The sequence below is a fragment of the Enterovibrio gelatinilyticus genome (assembly GCF_028683095.1).
GTDB classification, from domain to species: Bacteria; Pseudomonadota; Gammaproteobacteria; order Enterobacterales; family Vibrionaceae; genus Enterovibrio; species Enterovibrio gelatinilyticus.
Window position 1 is genome coordinate 1 of the sequence record NZ_JAJUBC010000047.1, and the last position, 19753, is coordinate 19753.

General features: G+C 47.8%; 20 protein-coding genes. 7 read left to right on the forward strand and 13 right to left on the reverse strand.

Annotated features, from left to right (window positions below):
• The 4 genes from LRP50_RS24230 to LRP50_RS24245 form a co-directional block, all read left to right on the forward strand.
• On the forward strand, positions 1–726 hold a 726-nt coding region (locus LRP50_RS24230; RefSeq protein ID WP_274166990.1), incomplete at its 5' end, for a glutathione S-transferase family protein.
• A gap of 54 nt (positions 727–780) precedes the next feature.
• Positions 781–1755, forward strand: a complete 975-nt coding sequence (locus LRP50_RS24235) for a glutathione S-transferase family protein (protein WP_274166991.1) — start codon at positions 781–783, stop codon at positions 1753–1755.
• Between the two features lie 85 nt (positions 1756–1840).
• Positions 1841–3010 (forward strand): questin oxidase family protein, encoded by a 1170-nt coding sequence (locus tag LRP50_RS24240; protein ID WP_274166992.1) that lies wholly within the window; start codon positions 1841–1843, stop codon positions 3008–3010.
• Positions 3011–3264: 254 nt separating this feature from the next.
• Positions 3265–4791 (forward strand): phospholipase D family protein, encoded by a 1527-nt coding sequence (locus tag LRP50_RS24245; RefSeq protein WP_274166993.1) that lies wholly within the window; start codon positions 3265–3267, stop codon positions 4789–4791.
• Between the two features lie 109 nt (positions 4792–4900).
• Here the strand turns inward: LRP50_RS24245 and LRP50_RS24250 are convergent, their stop codons facing one another.
• From LRP50_RS24250 to LRP50_RS24290, 9 genes are all read right to left on the reverse strand, one after another.
• Positions 4901–5455 (reverse strand): 4Fe-4S binding protein, encoded by a 555-nt coding sequence (locus tag LRP50_RS24250; RefSeq protein WP_274166994.1) that lies wholly within the window; start codon positions 5453–5455, stop codon positions 4901–4903.
• Positions 5456–5473: 18 nt separating this feature from the next.
• The gene (locus LRP50_RS24255) at positions 5474–6127 is read right to left on the reverse strand and encodes a TorD/DmsD family molecular chaperone (protein ID WP_274166995.1); all 654 of its coding nucleotides are present in this window, start codon (positions 6125–6127) and stop codon (positions 5474–5476) included.
• Positions 6128–6294: 167 nt separating this feature from the next.
• Positions 6295–7137 carry a dimethyl sulfoxide reductase anchor subunit family protein gene (locus tag LRP50_RS24260; protein WP_274166996.1) on the reverse strand — a complete coding sequence of 281 codons (843 nt, stop codon included), beginning with the start codon at positions 7135–7137 and terminating at the stop codon, positions 6295–6297.
• Complete coding sequence (locus tag LRP50_RS24265; protein WP_129495912.1) at positions 7134–7760, reverse strand: DMSO/selenate family reductase complex B subunit; 627 nt, start codon at positions 7758–7760, stop codon at positions 7134–7136. The genes LRP50_RS24260 and LRP50_RS24265 overlap by 4 nt, the downstream gene beginning before the upstream one ends.
• Positions 7761–7774: 14 nt before the next feature.
• Complete coding sequence (locus LRP50_RS24270; RefSeq protein ID WP_274166997.1) at positions 7775–10201, reverse strand: DMSO/selenate family reductase complex A subunit; 2427 nt, start codon at positions 10199–10201, stop codon at positions 7775–7777.
• Between the two features lie 556 nt (positions 10202–10757).
• Positions 10758–11153, reverse strand: coding sequence for a DUF2750 domain-containing protein (locus LRP50_RS24275; protein ID WP_028021546.1), 396 nt, complete (start codon positions 11151–11153; stop codon positions 10758–10760).
• A gap of 87 nt (positions 11154–11240) precedes the next feature.
• The gene (locus LRP50_RS24280; protein ID WP_274166998.1) at positions 11241–11996 is read right to left on the reverse strand and encodes an ABC transporter ATP-binding protein; all 756 of its coding nucleotides are present in this window, start codon (positions 11994–11996) and stop codon (positions 11241–11243) included.
• Positions 11993–12766, reverse strand: coding sequence for an ABC transporter permease (locus LRP50_RS24285; protein ID WP_274166999.1), 774 nt, complete (start codon positions 12764–12766; stop codon positions 11993–11995). The genes LRP50_RS24280 and LRP50_RS24285 overlap by 4 nt, the downstream gene beginning before the upstream one ends.
• A 29-nt stretch (positions 12767–12795) precedes the next feature.
• Positions 12796–13794, reverse strand: a complete 999-nt coding sequence (locus LRP50_RS24290; RefSeq protein WP_274167000.1) for an ABC transporter substrate-binding protein — start codon at positions 13792–13794, stop codon at positions 12796–12798.
• 210 nt (positions 13795–14004) lie between these two features.
• Between LRP50_RS24290 and LRP50_RS24295 the strand changes: the two genes are divergently transcribed.
• Together LRP50_RS24295 and LRP50_RS24300 are read left to right on the forward strand one after the other, a co-directional pair.
• Positions 14005–14322, forward strand: coding sequence for an antibiotic biosynthesis monooxygenase family protein (locus LRP50_RS24295; RefSeq protein ID WP_274167001.1), 318 nt, complete (start codon positions 14005–14007; stop codon positions 14320–14322).
• Between the two features lie 18 nt (positions 14323–14340).
• Positions 14341–15246: a Gfo/Idh/MocA family protein gene (locus LRP50_RS24300; protein ID WP_274167002.1), complete on the forward strand. Its 906-nt coding sequence runs from the start codon at positions 14341–14343 to the stop codon at positions 15244–15246.
• A 110-nt stretch (positions 15247–15356) separates the two neighbouring features.
• Here the strand turns inward: LRP50_RS24300 and LRP50_RS24305 are convergent, their stop codons facing one another.
• Positions 15357–15905 (reverse strand): outer membrane beta-barrel protein, encoded by a 549-nt coding sequence (locus tag LRP50_RS24305; RefSeq protein WP_274167003.1) that lies wholly within the window; start codon positions 15903–15905, stop codon positions 15357–15359.
• A gap of 514 nt (positions 15906–16419) precedes the next feature.
• Here LRP50_RS24305 and LRP50_RS24310 point away from each other — a divergent pair.
• Positions 16420–16992: a DsbA family protein gene (locus LRP50_RS24310; RefSeq protein ID WP_274167004.1), complete on the forward strand. Its 573-nt coding sequence runs from the start codon at positions 16420–16422 to the stop codon at positions 16990–16992.
• A 166-nt stretch (positions 16993–17158) separates the two neighbouring features.
• On the opposite strand, the gene LRP50_RS24315 is transcribed toward LRP50_RS24310, so the two are convergent.
• The 3 genes from LRP50_RS24315 to LRP50_RS24325 form a co-directional block, all read right to left on the reverse strand.
• Entirely contained in the window at positions 17159–18052 is an 894-nt protein-coding gene (locus LRP50_RS24315; RefSeq protein WP_274167005.1) for a nuclear transport factor 2 family protein, read from the reverse strand.
• A gap of 258 nt (positions 18053–18310) precedes the next feature.
• On the reverse strand, positions 18311–18871 hold the full coding sequence (locus LRP50_RS24320; RefSeq protein ID WP_274167006.1) for a hypothetical protein: 561 nt from the start codon (positions 18869–18871) through the stop codon (positions 18311–18313).
• 175 nt (positions 18872–19046) lie between these two features.
• Complete coding sequence (locus LRP50_RS24325; protein WP_274167007.1) at positions 19047–19640, reverse strand: hypothetical protein; 594 nt, start codon at positions 19638–19640, stop codon at positions 19047–19049.
• Between the last annotated feature and the right edge of the window lie 113 nt (positions 19641–19753).

The window sequence follows — 19753 nt, forward strand, 5'->3', positions numbered from 1 at the left end:
GTGAATGCCTTTATGGGCGATGACGGTTGGACATTCTTGCCGGGTGACGACGTGATTGCAGACAGCGTGAACAACAAAACGTATCTGCACCAAGTGTATACGGCAGCACGCTCTGACTATACCGGACGCGTAACAGTGCCTGTGCTTTGGGATAAGAAAACCCAAACGATTGTGAGCAATGAATCCGCGGAAATCATTCGCATGTTCAACAGCGGGTTTGATGACGTTGGCGCAAAGGACGGCGATTTTTATCCCGAATCGATGAGAGAGGCAATTGATGAAATTAATGACTTCATTTACCCAAACATCAATAACGGCGTTTATCGCGCAGGGTTTGCGACGACTCAAGAAGCCTATGACGAAGCCGTGGACGACCTTTTCAGTGCCTTGGACAAACTGGAAGAACGCTTGGCAGAAAGTCGATATTTGGTCGGTGACCAAATCACTGAAGCTGACTGGCGTTTGTTCACCACCTTGGTCCGATTCGATGCTGTTTATGTCGGACATTTCAAGTGTAGCCGTCGTCGCATCGTCGAATACCCAAATCTCTCAGGTTACTTGCGCGAGCTTTATCAACAGCCGGGCGTTGCAGAGACGGTGAACATCGACCACATCAAGGCGCACTATTACGGCAGCCATGAAACGGTCAACCCGACACGCATTGTGCCGATTGGCCCTGTATTGAATTTCACGACACCACACGGCCGTGAACAAATAGGAAAATGATTCAAACACGTCAACGCAGAGAAGGCGAGTGACGTGCAGTTAAGGAGTGAAGCAATGGGAAAATTAGTTGAAGGCCGCTGGCTGACCGATGATGCGTTGCGTGAGTTGGAAGCCAAAGAATATGAAAACGCACAAGGGCGATTTGTGCGCGGTACGGCTAAATTCCGCAGTTGGGTGACAGCGACAGGCGAAGCAGGACCAAGCGGCGATGCGGGCTTTAAAGCCGAAGCAGGACGCTACCACTTATTCGCGGCATTGAACTGCCCATGGGCGCACCGAACCTTGATTTATCGCCAAGTGAAAAAGCTGCAAGACGTGGTGGGCGTGTCTCTAGTTGCACCGCTTCGCACTGACCAAGGGTGGGTGTTTGATGCGAGCAATCCGCGCTTTACCGACGAGCTGCTAGGCCTTGAAGCCATGCACCAGCTTTACGTGAAATCGAACCCTGATTTCACCGGGTGCGTCACGGTGCCCGTGCTCTGGGATAAGAAAACCCAGACCATTGTGAGTAATGAATCCTCAGAGATCATTCGTATGTTCAACAGCGCATTTAATGACGTCACGGGTGATGAGCAAGATTTTTACCCAGCCGCATTGGCGCAAGACATTGATGCGCTGAACGATTGGATTTTTAACACGGTCAATAACGGCGTGTACAAAGCGGGTTTTGCACGAACGCAAGACGCTTATAGCGAAGCGGTGATGGTGTTGTTCGAATCGCTTGAAAAGATCGAAGCCCGCCTTGGCGAGCAGACCTTCTTGCTGGGCGATGCGATCACCGAAGCGGATTGGCGATTATTGCCGACGCTGGTGCGCTTTGATGTGGGGTATTTCACCGCCTTCAAATGCAACCTGAAAGCGTTACGTGATTACCCGAATATCTCGGCATATTTGAAAGCACTGGTGAAACAACCGGGCGTGCGAGACACCATCGATCTGGATGTGTATCGCCGCGGCTATAACTCAAAAAGTCCACTGCGTAACCCGCACGGTATTGTGCCGGTCGCCCCAACGGTCGACTTTTTGTAAGCGCATTTTTCAGTGTGCGAGCAACAAAAAACTGAAATATATACGAAAAAATAAGAAATATTTACCAACGTACGGAGGAGTCATTATGTTATTCACAAAATCAAACACGGCGACAAGACTATTCAACGCAGCGCCTGACATGTCTGCGTTGGTAAACGATGAAATGCTGAAAGACAGTGCATTCCACCCCAATTTGGGTGGCGTGACGAAAGGCGGTATGGCGAACCATTACCCGATGACTATCATGTCATTGCAGGGCTTGGGCGCGAGCGATGAAGATATACGTAACTTCCGCTCAACCTGGCCTCGCTATCGTTCGAAAATCAGTGATGATTTACGCTTAATGGACAAAGGCGTGATCACCCAAGAAAACTGGCCTGACTATTTAGGGCAAGCCAATATGCTGGCAGATTTTCAGCGTGTGTTCTTTGAAGGCTTGAATGCCACAGACGATCAAAATGCGTACTTGATGGCAGTACTTGAAAGGCTGCAATACGCACTGCCAATGGGTTTGTTTCACCCATTGATCCGATTAAGCTTTGCTATGATGCACGGCGATAAAGGCTTGATTGCGGATGCACTCGCTTACTGGGCGATCCGTTACGAAGATTTGTACAAACGTATGCTGCCACCTCGCACGGATTTGACAACGGTGTCAGCCAGTGCCGCGGAGAATTGGGCACTGCTGCATGCGGCGAAACCCCAAATCAGTTTCTGGGGTGGAAGCCTGAGTGTGTGTGAACGCCTGTGTTCTGAACCTGTGCTTCACGACATCGCCGTTGCTGAGAATTTCTTTATTACTGAAGAAAATCTTGAGCTGAAAATTCAAGAAATCGGTGATCGTGCTATTAGCTTGTACCTGTTCGAGCCAGCACTCACGACCTTGCATTGTGTGACCGCATATCAAGCACTGGCGGATATCACTCAGCAAATGCTGCAAAGCGGTAACAGTGTTCGCCCAGTGTTGGCGGAGCTTTGGCAACGTTATTGGATATGGTTGACTGGCTTGTACCTTGAAAAAGGTTTCCCTGAAACCTTGCCGACGATAGCCTCAGAAGCGCAAGCGTATGTGGATGCGACGGAATGGCAAGACATTGCAAGCGGCATCACGTCAGTGCCAGAAGTGCATGCTATTAAAATGGTGTTTAGCTGCAAGTGGCTTTTTGAGAACATTGAAGCGAACCCGCTCTACAAAGCGGCGGCCATCAATGTGCTGGCAGAGCACACAAGGGTAAAACCTGTTGCACTCAACTAATGCTGTAGAGTGTGATAACGGAAAAATAACAGAGCGGGCATTGCCCGCTTTTGTTTTATTCAGCAGCTAATTTCCTCGAGCCCCAATTTACTCAGAACGTAATTTACTCAAAACCTAAGACTCAATGCGCAAGGTGAGAATTTAGAGCTCTGCACCAATCCAGCGATAAAAGCGACCTACCTGCCTTGTTATGTACGCCAAATTGATCTTCGTATGGTAGTTTGTGCTCAAAGCTATTGAACGGATTCAACCTCTTGATAAAGAAACTGTTACTTTCTTTTTTTGCCATTCTTATTGTCTGTGTCGTCATCGCGTTTACCTATCAGCCAAGTTATGGCGAAGGACATTCTCCTAAGGCCGAGCAATATCATTCTGGCTATCAAGCCAATTCTGTACTTTCGAATTATTTCTCGAAGCCTGATGGTGTGCCTGATGCGTTTTCAGGTTTCTTCCCCTTAGAAACGGGCCATGATGCATTGTTGACTCGTTTAGCCATGATTGAATCGGCTGAGCATAGCCTTGATCTGCAGTACTACATCTTCAGTAACGATGAAACGAGCCAACTGATTGTCTGGCGCTTGTACGAAGCAGCAGAGCGAGGCGTAAAAGTCAGGTTACTGATCGATGATATGCAAAGCCGTAAAGACAGCGATATTGCGTATCTTGATGGTCACCCAAACATTCATGTTCGCTTGTTTAACCCTCATCAATTTCGTGCCCTCAGAATGCTGTCTTGGATTACCGATTCAAAGCGCTTGAACCGACGCATGCACAACAAATCGATGACGGCAGATGGCGTTGTCTCAGTGGTGGGTGGGCGCAATATTGGCAATGAATATTTCTCGTTCCGCTCAAACGTGGAATTTGGAGATTTCGATGTGTTGCTCAATGGCCCTGTGGTTGACGACACCGCAGAGCAGTTCGACCTGTACTGGAATAGCGAACACGCTGTGCCGATGTCCTGGATACAAAAGAGCAAACGAGTACCTAAAGCGGAAGATGTTGCTCGCTGGCGACAAGATTCGCGCATCGAACACAAGTTCACCAGTGATGAATATAACTTCGCGACCTTGCCGCTATACAAAAAAATCAAAGATAACCAGATTGCCTTGAACTGGGGGCCAGCCCGTTTGTTGTTTGATTCACCCGCTAAAGTTGACGATGGCGACAGTCTTTTGATCACTGGGCTTACCGAGGTACTTGAAGGGGTCGAAACCTCGATAATACTCATCTCTCCGTATTTTGTACCCACAGAAGCAGGCACGCGAGCCTTGATTCAAGCGTCACTGAGCGGTAAGCGCATCGTGGTGCTGACCAATTCCTTGGCGTCCAACGATGTCTTTGCGGTGCACGGTTGGTATGCGAAATATCGCCAAGCGTTAGTGGAAGGGGGCATTGAGCTTTGGGAAATGAAAGCGCACAGTTATTTACGTCATCATTGGAGTGTCACAGGAAGCAGTCGCTCAAGCCTTCATGCCAAAGTGATGATGCTTGATTCAGAAAAACTCTTTGTGGGCTCGATGAATTTAGACCCACGCTCTGCCCGTTTGAATACGGAAATGGCAGTGATGTTTGAGACGCCGAACTATGTGTATGGCGCCGAGCGTACCTTCTTTGAAGAACTGAGCAAAAACGCGTATCAGGTGAAAATGGAAAATGGGAAGATGCATTGGATTGACCACCATTATCGTCGTTCCTTTGAGACCGAGCCTGATACTGGATTTTTGTTGCGCACGGGGGCATGGCTGAGTGGTTTGTTACCCATTGAAAGCTGGCTGTGAAGAGTAGCAATAAGCCTTGATAGAAATAAAAAAGTTCGCCAACACTGGGCGAACTTTTTTTATGCAGCAGGAGTTGCTTGCCTGTGTTGGGGGCGGGAAATGTCACATTTCATCGCATCACTATCTGTATGGCATAAGCAGGGCAGGCGACGCGGCATTGGGCACAACCGGAACATTTTTCAGAGTTGATAGCGATACTGCGATTTACAGTGTCAATCGCTTGATGAGGGCATGCCTCTGAACAGGATTGGCAAGGCGCACCCATTTGACGAATACACATGCCAGACAGCGTTGCCACTGCGCCTGTTGAAGGCAATTTATCGAGTGATGAATTCGCCAATGCCAGTGTGGGACAAGCACGTTGGCATTCTGCGCACTCAGTGCACGCGCCTCCATCTAAAGTAAGTACTGGCTTACCTTCAATCATGCTGATAATACGCGGTGGGCAAGCATCGACACACTTTCCGCACCCGTCACACAAACGATTCAACAGACTTTCATCAACCGCTGTCGGTGGCCTTGGCACGGTGCGCTTTGCGGCAAGGCCTGCTTGTGTTTTTACGGGTTTACTGACGCCAGACCACAAGCCACGAAACAGCCCACGACGGCTGCATGTTTGCATGTTGAGTTGTGCAGTGTAGTAACGCTCGTCTCTGTCAGACATGATGAATTGCAGCCTGTATTAGCGGTAAACCGTCACGATTTTGTATTGCGCATCCACCTGAGAAGCCAGTTGCTCCAACGTACCTTCAGCCAATAAGCTCAGGCCTTGGTAAAACTCGGTGGTTGCGCCTTCTCGCATCACCGCAAAGAAACGTGGCGCCCATGTTAATACATGGTCCGTTAGGAAGGTTTGCAACGATACCAAGCTCTCGTTATGTGCCATTTCGATCACTTGCGTGGTCAGCGCGGTTTCCACCAAGTAGGCGATAAATGAAAACACCAAGCCGATGTGATCTTCAGGTTCGCGCTCGCCCGTGTCGATGGCAATGCCGTGGTCGGCATAAAAGGCGCGGATCGCTAGGGTGGTTTTGCCACAGGTGGTTTGCTCTTCTGCCAGATACACTGACCCCCACGGGGCAGCCGTCAGGGTGTTCGGCCCCACAAACAGTTGTGCGTAGTCACGGGAAATAGCGTGCAGGTCAGGGCGCGTTTTTAGGAGGGCTAAGCCGTGTTCCACTTTGTCGTTTCGTACTTCAACTGGCCATTCTTCGAACAGTGCTTCGTCGTACAACGCATCAATAAACGCGGCATCTGGCGCTTGGTGCAGAGCGCGGTAAAAAAAGTGGCTAGCGATGGTAAGGCTTGCAAGCGTTTGGTAACGAAAGTCATTCATGGTAATGGGCTTATTCGACTGAAATTAATAAATAAAACAAACTGATAAAAATAAAAAGACGGTGGAAAAAAGAAAAAAGGTAACGCGATAAAACAAAGAACGAGCGAGAAAAAACTAAAAAAGAAGGGGCTGGCTATCCAGCCCCTTTTGGAACGTATTGGCGATGCTTACATGCCAGAACTTGCGCTGATGAAGGCGTCGTAGAAGAACGCACGACCAGACAGTTCCGCCATTACCACCATCAAGAACGCGGCAATGGTGATGCCAGCGTTTTTGTTGTTGCCACGCAATGCTTGAGAGGCAAACAGCACCACACCTGATGCCATCAAACCGATGCGCGCCATGGTGAAGGCTTCTGCGTTCGCAATCGCGAAGGGGTTGGTGTAAGCGTCTAGTTGGCCTAGCCACACCGCATAACCGCCAAAGCCAATCAAAGAGATTGCCATGGTGATCAGTGCAGCCATACCCAGCGTGCGATCCGCACAGGCTTGGGCTTTACCAAGCTGAGGGGCAAGCACACGCAATGCCATCGCGGCTGCAATTGGGCCAACAACACCCGCTGTCATCAGGAATTGGAAGGTTGTCCAATGTGAGTTCCAGCTCACCACGGTTGGCAAACGGTACACGTTAACAATCGCAAGGATGAAGACCACACCCAGTGCCATGGCTGCTGGTAGCGTGAGCTTTTGCAGTGTTGGTTGAATGTTCAACACACGCAGCGCGGTGTAGGTAAAGGCCGCACCACCAAACAGGGATAGCGCAACAATTTCCAAGCTCAGTGCTGACAGGTGTGCCAGACCAAACATGACGTTGAACATGCGGAATGGCTGACCCAAGTGCGTCACCGATGCCATTGCACCTAGACCGAGCAACGCCAGTGATGCCATGAATGCGATGTTCATGCCTTTGCGTTCAGGTTTGAAGAACAGCTCAACCAACCCTAGCGCGATAAACATACCAACGGCGGATTGCGCCAGAACGGTAAAGAAAACCAGCGATAATTCACTCATAGCGATACCTCTGTCGGGTTTTGGATGCTGCCGGTGGTGTCGCCCGTTGGACGAGAATTGCGGCAAGTGGTCACGATCAAGTTAGGTGAAGTCAGACGCGGGTCTGGCAATGGCGCAACGTCGTTCTTGGTGCCATACATTTCACGAAGTTCATCCATTGGACCAAAATCCAACGCACGCAATGGGCAAGATTCAACACACACAGGCTTGCGGCCTTCGGCAACGCGCTCGTAACAGCCATCACACTTGGTCATGTGTTTCTTTTCTGGGTGGTATTGCGGTGCGCCGTAAGGGCACGCCATGCCACAGTACTGACAGCCCACACACACGTCTTTATCGACAACCACAAGGCCGTCTTCAGTGCGCTTGTGCATCGCACCTGTTGGACAGGCTTTCACACACGCTGGGTTTGAGCAGTGGTTACATGAAATCGACATGTAGTAGGCGTAAACGTTTTGGCTTACTGTGCCATCATCGTTTTGCACCCAGTCACCGCCGGCGTATTCGTAAACACGACGCCAGTTAACGCCCACAGGTAGATCGCTGCGGTCTTTGCATGAAACCTGACAGGTTTTACAGCCAGTGCATTTACTGGTATCGACGTGGAATCCGTATTGAGTCATCTATTTATCTCCCCTTAAACCTTGGCCACTTGAACCAAAATGGTGTGCTGAGGATTCCCCTTCGACAGTGGTGTGTTCTTCTGTGAGGTCAATGTGTTGATACAACCGCCCAAATCGACGCCGTCTTTATCTGGGTTGTACCAAGCACCTTGGCCTAGCGCAGTTACGCCCGGCATGATGCGCGGGGTCACTTTGATGGCAACGCGAATTTCGCCACGATCGTTGAACACGCGAACATAGTCGCCGCTTTCAAGACCACGTGCTTTCGCATCAATGGGGTTCATCCAAATACCGTCGAACACCACTTCACGCAGCCACGGAATGTTGTGGTAGGTAGAGTGCGTGCGGCCTTTGGTGTGGTAACCAAAGAATTGCAGCGGGAACTGCTCGGTCTTTGGATCCAAGTGGCTTTCCCATGTGGTCACGTACTGAGGAATAGGCGTGATGATTTCATCGTCAGCCAAGGTCCACTCTTTCGCGATGGTTTCCAGCTTGGTGGAGTAGATTTCAATCTTGCCAGACGGCGTGCCCAGGGCGTGCTTTTCTGGATCGTTACGGAAATCTTCCAGTGCGATACGACCTTCTTTTGGCGCTGCCAAGGTGTAAGGACCGTTTTTACGCAGGTCTTCCAGTGTAGGCAGATTCGCATCTTTTGCACGCGCACCTTCGTAAAGGTATTCCAACCAACCGTCACGGGTGCGGCCTTCGGTGAACGCGTCTTTCACGCCTAGGCGCTCTGACAGACCCACACACATGTCGTAGGCACAACGCGTTTCGTACAGTGGCTCGATAGCGCGCACCAGTGGGAATACGCCGCCCAGTGAACCCGAAGAGTAACCGTCCGAGCTCACTTCGTTGTTTTCGATGGTGGTCACGTCTGGTAGAAGCAGGTCAGCGAAACGCGCAGACGAGGTCATGTGGTTATCGCACACCACAATGAATTCTGCTTGGCTTTCATCTTCGATCAGTTTGCGGTGTTTGTTGATGTCCGCATGCTGGTTCATGATCATGTTGCCTGAGTAGCTCAGTAGGAACTTGATCGGGGTACGAAGGCGTTCCGCACCTTGAATGCCGTCGGTTTTGTCGGTCATTTCGTGGTGACGGTAAATCGCATCGCTCCATTTAAAGAACGGCACTTTTACTTGAATCGGGTTAACGCCGGTTGGAATACGCGGTGCTGGGTAACTCCAGTTCGCAGGCATATCACCGGTGTTTGTGCCAGGGCGGCCGATGTTACCCGTTAGGATTGGCAGCATCACGATCGCACGAGAAGTTTGCTCGCCGTTCGCCTGACGCTGAATACCCGTACCTTGGGTAATGAAACACGCTTTTGCCGTACCGATCTCACGCGCAAGTTGCACGATTTGATCAACAGGAATACCTGTGATTTTCGATGCCCACGCAGGAGTCTTCTCGATGCCGTCAGGACCTTGACCCAGAATGTGCGCTTTGTAGTGACCGTTTTGCGGTGCGCTGGCTGGCAGGGTAGACGCGTCGTAGCCTTGGCAGTACTTGTTCAAGAAATCTTGGTCAACCAAGTTCTCGGTGATCAAGGTGTGTGCGATACCTTCAACCAGTGCCGCATCAGTACCTGGGCGGATTGGCAGCCAGAGATCTTCTTTACCCAGCATGGTGTCTGTGTAACGCGGATCGATAATGATGGTACGCACGTTATTCTTACGTTGTGCGTTGATGTGCTCGTGGATCTCACCACCACCACTCATGCGGGTTTCGGCAGGGTTGTAACCGAACATGACCAGTAGATCAGCGTTTTCGATTTCCGTGGTGTAGCTACCGTAAGCAGACGGTTTGATGGAGCCGTAAGTGAACGGCAGAGCAAACTGAATTTGGCCCCAGCTGTAGTTACCGTAGTAATCAAGGAAACCACCCACAAGGTTGAACAGACGCTTGAAGCAGTCTTTACCGTCGGTGCGGTAACCTTGTGTGCCTGAACCGTAGGTAATGAAGATTGAATCATTACCGTATTCTTTGATGGTGTACTGCAGTTTTTCTGCCATCAAATCCAGCGCGTCGTCCCAGCTAATGCGTTCAAACTGGCCTTCGCCACGTTTGCCGATACGCTTCATTGGGTATTTCAGGCGGTCTGGGTTGTAAACACGGTGTTTGATAGAGCGGCCACGCAGACACGCACGCACTTGGTGATTACCAAAGCCTTGGTCATCGCCACGGTTGTCTGATTCAATTTGGGTGATCACGCCATTTTGGGTGTGCACTTGCAGCGCACAACGGCTACCACAGTTCACCATACAAGCAGACCATACCGTTTTGGTTTCAATGGCGTTTGTTGCCGTAGTTTTGGCAACCGCTTTCAGTGGTAAACCAGCAGCCAGTGCCGAACCACCACCGATGGCTGCCCCCCACTTCATGAAGCTTCGACGCTTCATCGGCGCTAATACCGCCTTATCGATCCAGTTTTTCATTGTCAGTCTCACACCGCTTTCGCGGATCTGTGTGCTAATTGACTTAGCTATTTTTATTAGCTTCAAACTCATTAACAAACATTCACCAAATGAATGCCTGTTAGGGTCTAAAACGTAGAATCTTTGATGAAATATTGCGGGGGAACTATAAGTACTCACTAAATGTGAGGGAATGTTTATTCGGGGGAAATTGGTGCTACAACCAGCATGAATGAAGGTTTATTGATTCTAATCAAGATTATTGAGGAGTGACTTTTCCTGAATGCGATCTATTCGCAATCTAAGAAAAATTAGCCATTGCGGACTGGCGCGGTAACGCGCCCATTGAGTTGCCTAATCAATTGATATGTTTAAGTGATGCGACTTGCTTAGTGGTGGGGCGATGTGAATGATTTGTGGCGATATCTTGTTGATTATGCAGTGTGCTTGGTGCTTGGTGCTTGGTGCTTGGTGCTTGAAGTGATAGCAGTGATGGGGGAGACAGGGGAGATATTGCTGGTTGTTAACTTCAAAAAAAGAGCAGACAAGCTGCTCTCTCATTTCACATTGACGCACATCAGCGTTTTTGTTTTTTCGCCAGACTGGTGAGGTCGAAATCAAACTCATCTGGGAATAACACCACACCTTCTAGGTCTGTGTTTGGGAATGCAACGATAGACAATTCGTCATCCAGCAGGCCGTTAGTCCAGCGGCTATGCCACTTGTTCAGACCAATGGCTTCAGGTTTGCAGTGTTCCCATTCACCCGTTGCCCACTCTTGAGCGAACTCTTGGTTAGGCCACACTGGGACACAATCTTCTTCTTCGGTATTAAGCATGACGCAACCGTGCTCGTCTATCAGTATCCAGATTTCGCGATTCTCGACGACTTCTTTCACGAGGTATTTATAACGTTGGTCAACGTCTAATTTGAGGATCTCTGCGATGCGCTCTTGTGTCAGCGTCTTTGCCATATTGGATTCCACCGGCCAGTAAGAAAGGGGTCATTATACTCACGTTGCAGATAAATGCGCGGATTAGAAGGGAGGATTTTTCGACCGCTACTTATCGTGGGTTTGGCTTGTTAAACCGCTCAGTAAATGAGGATGTTGATGGAGCAGGCTTTCGGTAATGGTATCAATTTGAACCCGACCGTGTGGAGAGGTGATGAAACGCTCAATCGGTTGGTCAATGTGCAGTGAATGAATCACTGAAGTGGGAGAGCGGCTAAGAAACCAAATCTCATCTGCTAGTGATATGGCTTCACGCAAATCGTGAGTAACAAATACCATGGTGGATTGGTTTTTGGCCCACAGTGCGAGCAGTTGCCGCCTGAGTTGATCTGCGGTTGGGGCATCTAAAGAAGTAAATGGCTCATCGAGTAACAAGAGATCGGGGTTATATACAAACGCTCGTGCGATGCTTACCCGTTTTTGCATACCTCCGGATAACTCTGCAGGGTAGGCATCTTGTTTATCAAGGATGCCCATGGCATCAAGGGTTGCTTTTATCGCCGGATTGTCTTTGCCGCACACCAGTGCGAGATTCTCTTTCGCCGTAAGCCAAGGCATGAGTCGCGGGGTTTGAAATATATACCCTACTTTGGGTTTGTTGGCATTGGTGCTGGAAAACTGAATGTCGTGGGCATGCGATGGTTCTAGACCTGCAATCATGTTTAGCAGGGTGGATTTTCCGCAGCCTGACGGACCAACAATGGCGGTGATTTTCCCAGATTTTATCTCTCCGGTTAAGTGGCGGATAACCAATGCATCATCGTGGTACTGCTTACTTTGAATGTTTAAGGTGATTGAAATCATACGCGCCCTCGCGACACAACCTTGTCTAAGGGGCGAAATATCAATGCTTCAAGCAGGTAAATAATGGCGACGAATGCAAAGGTATAGGCGAGGATGCCTGCAATGTCGAAAAACTGAAATAGGGTGTGAAGCTTGAATCCAACGCCGTTACTTCTTCCAATTAACTCGACAACCAAAACAATCTTCCAGATAAGAGAAAGTCCAGTGCGTGCAGACGCCATGATGTACGGATAAAGTTGCGGCAGAAAAACTCGAAGAAAACGTGTAGTGGGTGATAGGCGAAACACGCGCGCGACGTCAATTAATTCGTTATCAACCATTCGTGCACCTTCGCGGATCATGGCGACGACTGTCGGGATCTTATTCAGTGCTACGGCGGTGACAGCAGCGGCTTCAACAAGGCCAATGCTCAGGTAACAAAGCAAGATTGTTACCAATGCAGGAATGTTCAAAGCGAGGATCAATACTGGGTCGGATAGCTCATTGAGCCGAGGGAAACGCCCCATCATGATGCCAAACATCACACCAAGCACCATAGAAAACGCGAAGCTCAGTATGACGCGCCACAGCGTCATACCAAGGTGATAAAGCATTTGCTCTTGCGTTAACTCAAACACAAAAGCGTGGTAGACCGCCACTGGAGTAGGGTAGTCCGGGCTATTGATTAACACGGCCGACCACTGCCAAAAGACCATCATCAATATTGGCATAACAAGACGCAGGTAGTTGGCGCGCTCCGCGTTTGATCGAGCCAAGTTAGGTCGAGTCACGTGTGGGCAATTCCTTTACCGTTTCACGTTTATTGGTTGAGCCAGAATGTGCCTTCACTGAGTGAAGTGGACTTCCCAACAAGTTTTGGCCCGCCTTCTTTGGCAAGAATGTCGAAAATCTGCGCCGCAGCTTTTTGCTGTTTTTCACCGAAAGTGCCCGAGAAGCCACGTCGATAAGCTGCTCTCAGTGCAGTAAACACTTCGTCAGTTTTGGCCTTGGTTAATGGGCGAATGATCTCCCATTCTGCGTCTGATGTTCGCAACATGGCTCTGGCCTCTGAGGATGTTTTCAAGAAAGCAGCGACTAATTGATGGTTGGCCTTAGCCCATGTTTCATCAAATACCCAGCCGAGCATTGGCACTTGAGTATCAATGCCTAAACCTTCAACGATCTGATCAAGAGAAATCACTGGCTGAAACCCTGCCGCTTCAAGTCTTGCGCCGTAATGCCAAAAATTGATGCCGACGGGTAGCTTGCCCTGCATGAGTAATTTATTAAGAAGTGGCGGCGCGACAAATTGCTGTTCGGTGATTTCACTGACGTCTTTGTTCTCTTTTGCTTTGCAATACGCTTGATAGAGCACCCATGTTTTGTCTACTGCACCGCCTGCGATACCAAGCTGTTTTCCGGCGATGTCGCAAGGGGAGGCGAGTGTGAGATCAGCAGCGGCAAATAACCCACCTGCGGTCGCAGAGGTAGGGGATAAGGTATAGCCTTTCCCTGCTGCGCGCTGACGACTTACCCAGACCCAATCAGAGAAAATGACGTCTACGGCGTTGCCTTGTAGTGCAACAGACGACGCGTTTTTCGATGCCAGTGGTGTGATATCGAGAGTAAACCCAGCTTTTTCATCAAGTTTGTTCCGCTTGATCACGTCCATTTCCCAATTGACGGTGCCGAATTTCAGCACACCAACTTTGATGACGGGAAGTTCGTTAGCGAAGGTCGTTAAAGGGACAGTAATCAACGCGATAGCGACACATACCACACGAATTCTTTGTGCGAGTTTCTTGCTGTCCATCATCATTTAACCTCTTGATTTATTTGGGTTCAAAATAAACCTAAGCGCATATTGATAATGTCGCAATGCTACTTTGTGAGGAAAAAACCATTAATCTGAGCACGATTAGTGCTTTTGAGACTGCGTAAGCGGTGTAGAGGCGACTCACGTTCTTGGGTCGTCACGTTTTCTGGGTTACGCTGTAGGTCTCCGTGATTGAACAGGGAAAGGAACGCCATGTCAGACATCGCTAACACGCCAGCGCCGCCTTACTACGCCGTTATTTTTACCAATCTAAGAACAGCGCTCGATGATGGCTACGGTGAAACTGCCGCTCGAATGGTCGAATTGGCTGAACAGCAACCTGGTTTTTTGGGTGTGGAGTCTGCACGAGACACTCTGGGTATCACCGTTTCTTACTGGAGAGATCTCGATTCTATCAAGCAGTGGAAAGCGAATGTTGAGCATATCGAAGCACAGAAGCTAGGACGCAAAAAATGGTATGCCGCTTTTACAACGCGAATCGCCAAAGTAGAGCGGGAATATAGCCTTTAAAACAATGGAAAATAATCAATGAAAATAGCGATTATTGGCTTGGGTGACATTGCCACCAAAGCTTACTTGCCTTTGCTGACGCGTATGTCAGAACTCGACCTCGTCCTATGTACCAGAAACCCAGAAAAACTTGCCGCTGTAGCGCGTGAATATCGCATCGCAGAGACCTGCACAAACTTTCGTAAATTGGTGGAGATGAATGTCGATGGTGTGATGATCCACACCAACAGTGAAACCCATGCGCCCATTGCCACCTTCTTTATTGAACAGGGTATTCCCGTTTTCGTTGATAAACCTGCCGCTTTGAATTTCTCTGATTATCAAAAGCTGCATGATTTAGCTGAGCAGAAATCAGTGCCATTGTTTGTTGGCTTCAATCGCCGCTACATCCCTATTTGGCGATCGCTGGTGGCGCGAGATGATCTTCGTTCGATCAGTTGGCACAAACACAGATTGAACCTTGCAGGAGCAGCGCAAGACTTCGTTCTCGATGACATGATCCATGTCATTGATTCACTCAATCTTGATGGGGAGATTGACAAGCAAGATGTGCAGATTTCAGTTCAGCGAAAGGGCGGTGACATCGCGATGATCAACTTGAGTTGGGAGGAAAATGGCACTTTGTTCAGCGGTCAAATGAACCGCCAATTTGGGAAAACTTGCGAGTCTGTTTCTCTGTGTTTTGAAAATGAAGCCTATCAATTTGACAGCTTTCTGTGCGGTGAAAAGTTTGAAAACGGCAAAACTGAGCGCATCGAAATGCCTGATTGGACTGATACGTTAGAAACCAAAGGTTTTAAAGGCATGCTAGAAGACTGGGTGCGTGTTGCTAAGTCAGGAAAGGGCGACGAACAGGTTCAGCTTAGAAATCTGTCGACCCATGCTTTTTGTGAAAGGCTGGTGCGAGAGATTTCATCGTCTTAAAAATATGGGTTCGAGCATCTTCAGGTTGTTTGGGTATAGCCGGCAAGAACAATGTATGAGTCAGCGCAACCTGTGTCTGACTCATAATTGAACTGATTCGAGGCTTTGCTTTAGAAGTTGTAACGTACGCCAAGTGTCAAGCTTTGATTGGATATATCCATGCCGTAGAAGCCATCGAAATCAGCTGTTTGATAGCGGTATCCAATACCGAGATCCCAATCGTCAATCATATAGCCAACTTCAAAACCCGCTTGGTAAGACAGATCGGAGTCTTTTATGGTTTGACCATTATTCTTGATCTCGGCAGACATAGAGCCAACACCTAAAATAAGAGCGCTGTATAGATTATTACCAACTTCAATGAATTTAGGTTTAGCGTTTATATAAACAGCGTCACTTTCTACATGGTAAGTATCGGTAAATTTTGCTTTACCGTATTTCACATACTCAACTTCAATGCCGAGCTCTAAACCCGGTGACATTGCAAAACTGTAGCCGCCAAATGCGCTTGCGCCGATATCACTGTTCTTATCTGATGTGTTGCCACTTAGTTTTAGTTCGGTATCGCTGTAGAGGAATACGCTGGTACCGGCATAGAAATGGTTATTGGCAAAGGAGTGGGTACTAAAAAGAAGCAGTGCAACAAGGAGTTTTTTCATCGATAAACCATACATAGCTTGATTGGGCTTAAGAGGCACTTGAAAGAAAAATCGGTTCAAAATATTTTGCTTCCTGTATGAAAACAATGGATGTTATTTCATTTCCAGAAGAACGACTTTTCTATCCCTCTCAGAGAGTTATCGGTGAAATATAACATTGCTGTGAGAACCTACCCTTTGAAGGCCGTCTCAAATGGTGGCTTTATCTGCTCTAGGTGGAAACAAAGTCTGAGGAATGTATTCTGGGTTGAAGTTTGGCTTGTCGCTCAGGTGTCTGTTGTATTTTATTGTGAGGAATGTTGGAAGATTGGAGGCATCTTTCGGTCGGGCCTGGAGCGTTCTACAAAAACTGCCTCAGTACTTCCGTTACAAGAAAAGATCACGTTGCGAATGACTAAGAAAGAATAAAAGCATCGGAGTAGCATGGATAAAACAATCGTCCTGTAGAGCGAATGATTGATCATTCGCTACACTAAATGACACAGAGAACGAACTCAATGTACACAAGGAAGTGATGAGCATACCAATCCCCCACCGACCAAGCGGTATTCTTCTTGGTGATCCCCAAGCGTCAGTAACTATTGATGTTTTTGTCGACATTCAATGCCCACACTCGCGTGCAATTTGGCCAAACCTCATGGAGGTTATGCGTCACTACACAGGTGCGTCGGTCAGCCTTAAAACGCATTTGATAACCCTGAGTAATCACCGACAAGCATGGGACATGAGCTTGGGGTTGTTTGCCTTGGCAGAGGGAAATGCAGACAAATTCTATGGGTTCGCTACCTTCCTCTATGAGCGACAAGATACGTTCTACAACGGGCCTTTCCTTCATAAAACCCATGACGATTTACGACAGCTTGTCGCTGACTACGCCGAAGAACATGGCAAGGTAGAAAGAGACGCGTTTTTCGAGCGTATGGACAGCAGTGAAATCTATGTGATGGCAAGAACGCCCATTCGCTATGCCGCCACACGATCGGTCTGGGCAACGCCAACGGTGTTCATCAATAACGCGGGTTTGGTGCCTGTTGATCACCACTCAAGCCTAGAAAATTGGCAAGCGGTGATTGATCCTTTGTTGTAGGTTCCCGTCTGGTTAGAGAATCAGGAAGAGAGGAGGTCGGTGTTGAGTAGGTGTACATAGCTCTATTCACCGCTTACGTATTTCGCTTCTTTTTACTGGCAGATTGCTAAAAAAGGCTGGTCGATAGCAAACCGACCAGCAGTTAGATTCACGTTGCTTGCAAGGCTTATTTGCCTTTCAGCTGCTTTAACGCACCCGCCCAATCTTCTACGTGATGCGATTTGGAGATTTTGCCATTCTCGATGGTATGAACATCAATCGTCATAATGTCGAAGCTCTTACCAGCACCATCAACGCCGAAGAGAGGACCCGTTGGCGTGCCGGTTGCGCGGCCTCGCACAATCACACGATCATCAGCATGCGTCATCTCTTCGATATTCCAATTTAAGTCTGGGATTAATTTGGCGAAGTATCCCATTTGACCTAAGAAAGCACCTTTCGACTTATTCTTGCCAGAATAGTTACCGACACTTACCCAGTTATCTGCCGTGTTAGCGCTGAAGGCTTTTACTGCTTCTTCAGAACCCGGGTTACTCAGAAGTGTATAGAAGGTCTCTACCGTCGCTTTGTTCGCTTGTGTGTTGTCGTTGTATGCTTTAGATACCGCATAGCTGTCTTCCATCCAGTTCCAGCTTTTTACTTTATCGTCTTCTACATGCACACGAACAGCCCACGTGAATTTGCCAGTATCAACACCCGTGTTGTTGAGGACAGCGCTCATTGAGCCCATAAACACCGCTTGATCTGCATTAGCAAAACTGTAGTCGGTGCTCCAGCTTGTCACCGTCAAACCTTTACCGAATGCGGGCATAAATTTGCCCATAACGTCTTCTTGGCCTTTCCAAGGACCAATCCAAGGGATTTGTTTGTCGCCTTCGTTATGCCAAACAAAATCGTCGCTCATGAGTTCGGTCAGTTTTGCGCCGTTACCACTCCCAGCGGCTTCGAGGAATGATTTAGCAACCGCTAATGTGTTGTCCGATTGAGCATCTGCATGGCTGATACCCAAAGGAAGCATCGAAATGATCGATACTGCAATTATTCTTTTCAACGTATCCATACTTTCACCTTTTCAACAAGTTAAGAGCAGTAATGCTCCATATGTGACGATGAAGATGATCTTATCTAAATTTTGATTGGTTGATAATTGTGTATTATTTGACTTGATAATTCGCAAAATCGGAACAATGAGAGGTCGATTAGGTGAAATGGTGGGGGATAAAGGTGTAGGAGAGATAATACCAATTTGGGCAGAGGTGAAGGGGAGAATAAATGTGTGCGTAGTTGTATAATAGCTGTACTGACGAGTGCTAACCTTCTACTCACTACAACAAGACTGTGCGTCCTGCTTATTAATTTCTACTGATCTAGAATACAATATTATATCATTAATGTTAGTGGAACTCTTAAAGCCACAAGGCCAAAAACCATCGGTATATGATGAGAAAACACCTTCGAAAAAGCTGTTGGAATCTGCTTCTATTACGCGGCTATATATGCATGCCTCTAGGTCAGATATAACATCATCTAATAATGCACTGTGTTTTATATCTAGCTTTCTTTTAACTTCCTCGGATAATTCTTCCAATATTGATGTTAGTAGGTTTTCTATGTCCGAGAATTTATCATCATTCTCATAGATTTTCTCCCAAATATCACTCACTTTGTTGGCGCGATAATCTGCCCATGTAAGTTCATCATCCCCATATGTTTTCTCCCAAGCGTAGTATTTGGCTTCATCCAGTTCACATATTACATTCTTATGTTTTTTGGTATCATCAGTTGGCGTAAGTAGCTTATTACTGCGAGCGAACTGCAAAACCTCGTTAACTAATTTAAAGTTACTTATATCATCTATTTTTCTAACCATTTCTTCCATGCTTCTTTCTTCGCGCCATCAACATTTCTAACAGGCATACCTGATTTAGTTATTGCTCTCAGCTTACCTTAGAGATCGTGAACTTTCTCTTGTAGTATATCCATACTCTGATTTCTATCCATATTATTTAACTGTTCTCTGACAGTCTTTGTGTATTCAGGATGACTCAATGACTTTAAGCATCGCTGTTTTTCTTCGCTCGCTTTCTCTGCTTCTGTTCGTGAGGTGTTAACATTGCCTCGTAATCAAACTCAAAGGGAGGGAGATCTTCGCCGTTTGCTAAGCGCTCGATGTACATCGCCATTTCATCAGAGCGTCTGTCAATTTGTGCTTTTGTCATTCTTTTCCAATACTTGGCTGGTCGTCCAACTGTACCGTCATAGGCTTTCGTTGTTGGGTCATGGTGCCTAACCGTTTCGAAGACAGGAGAATCAGGTAAGGGTTGTTCGACATCCATGTAACGCTGCAAGAAATCCCAGAATGCCAAGGCATCTCCACGGCTTTTAAGGTTCGCCATCCCAATGGCACCGAAACTGATGCGTCGTGAATCTTTGTGGGCGAGAATGACATTCCATCCTGCCCCTGTTCCCGTTGGTGTCACAAGGTGATGCAAGTAAGGAATAAACTCAGAAAAAGGTATAATAATGGTTTTGCGTTTTATGCCAAGGATTGGGACATATTTCCAAATTGTTACCATGCCAGTTTGACGACTCACTTGAATATGAGGGACAACACCGCCAAAGAATATCTTAGGGATAGGAGGAGGCATGAATTGTATGCAGAATAAAAATAAACCAGCCAGAGCTAAAAATACATAATTTGAAATAAAATCAACGGATTTTATCGAGTTTGTAGAGTAGTGGAAATAAGATTCAAACCCAA

What these genes read in the sequence shown, in the direction of transcription:
- LRP50_RS24235 (WP_274166991.1), top strand. Translation starts at nt 781, where the DNA reads ATGGGAAAATTAGTTGAAGGCCGCTGGCTGACCGATGATGCGTTGCGT.
- LRP50_RS24240 (WP_274166992.1), top strand. Translation starts at nt 1,841, where the DNA reads ATGTTATTCACAAAATCAAACACGGCGACAAGACTATTCAACGCAGCG.
- LRP50_RS24250 (WP_274166994.1), bottom strand. Translation starts at nt 5,455, where the DNA reads ATGTCTGACAGAGACGAGCGTTACTACACTGCACAACTCAACATGCAA.
- LRP50_RS24255 (WP_274166995.1), bottom strand. Translation starts at nt 6,127, where the DNA reads ATGAATGACTTTCGTTACCAAACGCTTGCAAGCCTTACCATCGCTAGC.
- LRP50_RS24260 (WP_274166996.1), bottom strand. Translation starts at nt 7,137, where the DNA reads ATGAGTGAATTATCGCTGGTTTTCTTTACCGTTCTGGCGCAATCCGCC.
- LRP50_RS24265 (WP_129495912.1), bottom strand. Translation starts at nt 7,760, where the DNA reads ATGACTCAATACGGATTCCACGTCGATACCAGTAAATGCACTGGCTGT.
- LRP50_RS24270 (WP_274166997.1), bottom strand. Translation starts at nt 10,201, where the DNA reads ATGAAAAACTGGATCGATAAGGCGGTATTAGCGCCGATGAAGCGTCGA.
- LRP50_RS24275 (WP_028021546.1), bottom strand. Translation starts at nt 11,153, where the DNA reads ATGGCAAAGACGCTGACACAAGAGCGCATCGCAGAGATCCTCAAATTA.
- LRP50_RS24280 (WP_274166998.1), bottom strand. Translation starts at nt 11,996, where the DNA reads ATGATTTCAATCACCTTAAACATTCAAAGTAAGCAGTACCACGATGAT.
- LRP50_RS24290 (WP_274167000.1), bottom strand. Translation starts at nt 13,794, where the DNA reads ATGATGATGGACAGCAAGAAACTCGCACAAAGAATTCGTGTGGTATGT.
- LRP50_RS24295 (WP_274167001.1), top strand. Translation starts at nt 14,005, where the DNA reads ATGTCAGACATCGCTAACACGCCAGCGCCGCCTTACTACGCCGTTATT.
- LRP50_RS24300 (WP_274167002.1), top strand. Translation starts at nt 14,341, where the DNA reads ATGAAAATAGCGATTATTGGCTTGGGTGACATTGCCACCAAAGCTTAC.
- LRP50_RS24305 (WP_274167003.1), bottom strand. Translation starts at nt 15,905, where the DNA reads ATGAAAAAACTCCTTGTTGCACTGCTTCTTTTTAGTACCCACTCCTTT.
- LRP50_RS24310 (WP_274167004.1), top strand. Translation starts at nt 16,420, where the DNA reads ATGAGCATACCAATCCCCCACCGACCAAGCGGTATTCTTCTTGGTGAT.
- LRP50_RS24315 (WP_274167005.1), bottom strand. Translation starts at nt 18,052, where the DNA reads ATGGATACGTTGAAAAGAATAATTGCAGTATCGATCATTTCGATGCTT.
- LRP50_RS24320 (WP_274167006.1), bottom strand. Translation starts at nt 18,871, where the DNA reads ATGGAAGAAATGGTTAGAAAAATAGATGATATAAGTAACTTTAAATTA.
- LRP50_RS24325 (WP_274167007.1), bottom strand. Translation starts at nt 19,640, where the DNA reads ATGCCTCCTCCTATCCCTAAGATATTCTTTGGCGGTGTTGTCCCTCAT.